Genomic DNA, 556 nt, shown 5'->3' on the forward strand with positions numbered 1-556 from the left:
GCGGGAGACAGCGACGGCCTCTCCCGCCGTGGCTTCTGGTGACGCGGGCTCCCGGGCGGAGCGAACCCATAGGTCGCGGTCTGCTGCGGATCGCTGACGCCGTAGCGGTGCTGCGTCCGGTTACGCGTGCGAAAACCGGGCTCGGGCAACGGGCCGTAGCGGAACCCGAATCCCGCCATGCACCGCTTGACGAGAGTGTGTCGGGCCCGCGCGAACACGTCCTCCTCGCGGTTGGTGAGCAAATAGGCGTCCACGGGCAGGACCCGGTTCTCGGGCTTCGTGATAACCGGAACCGCGGAGTTGTTGACGAGCGGCGGCGGATCGGCGGAGGAATTGGATTCCACAGAACACCCGACCGCCGCCACGGACACGGCCAGGAAAAGGGCGGAAACTGCACGGATGGGAACTCGCATGCGGGCAACAGCCCCGATCTGTCAGAGCGATAGGAAAGCGCCCCGCCCGCAGGACGGGCGGGGCACAACACCGAACGTCACATCAGTGGTCCCACAGGCCCGACGCGTTGTTGTTCTTCGTCGTGGTGAGGTTGACCCAGGTC

At 66.7% G+C, this 556-nt stretch carries 1 pseudogene; it reads right to left on the reverse strand.

Going from position 1 to position 556, the window contains the following annotated elements:
- Window positions 1–344, reverse strand: a pseudogene (locus KUM32_RS41880) (hypothetical protein); the annotation flags it as partial.
- Window positions 345–556: the final 212 nt, after the last annotated feature.

The sequence above is a fragment of the Streptomyces sp. AC627_RSS907 genome, assembly GCF_019049165.1.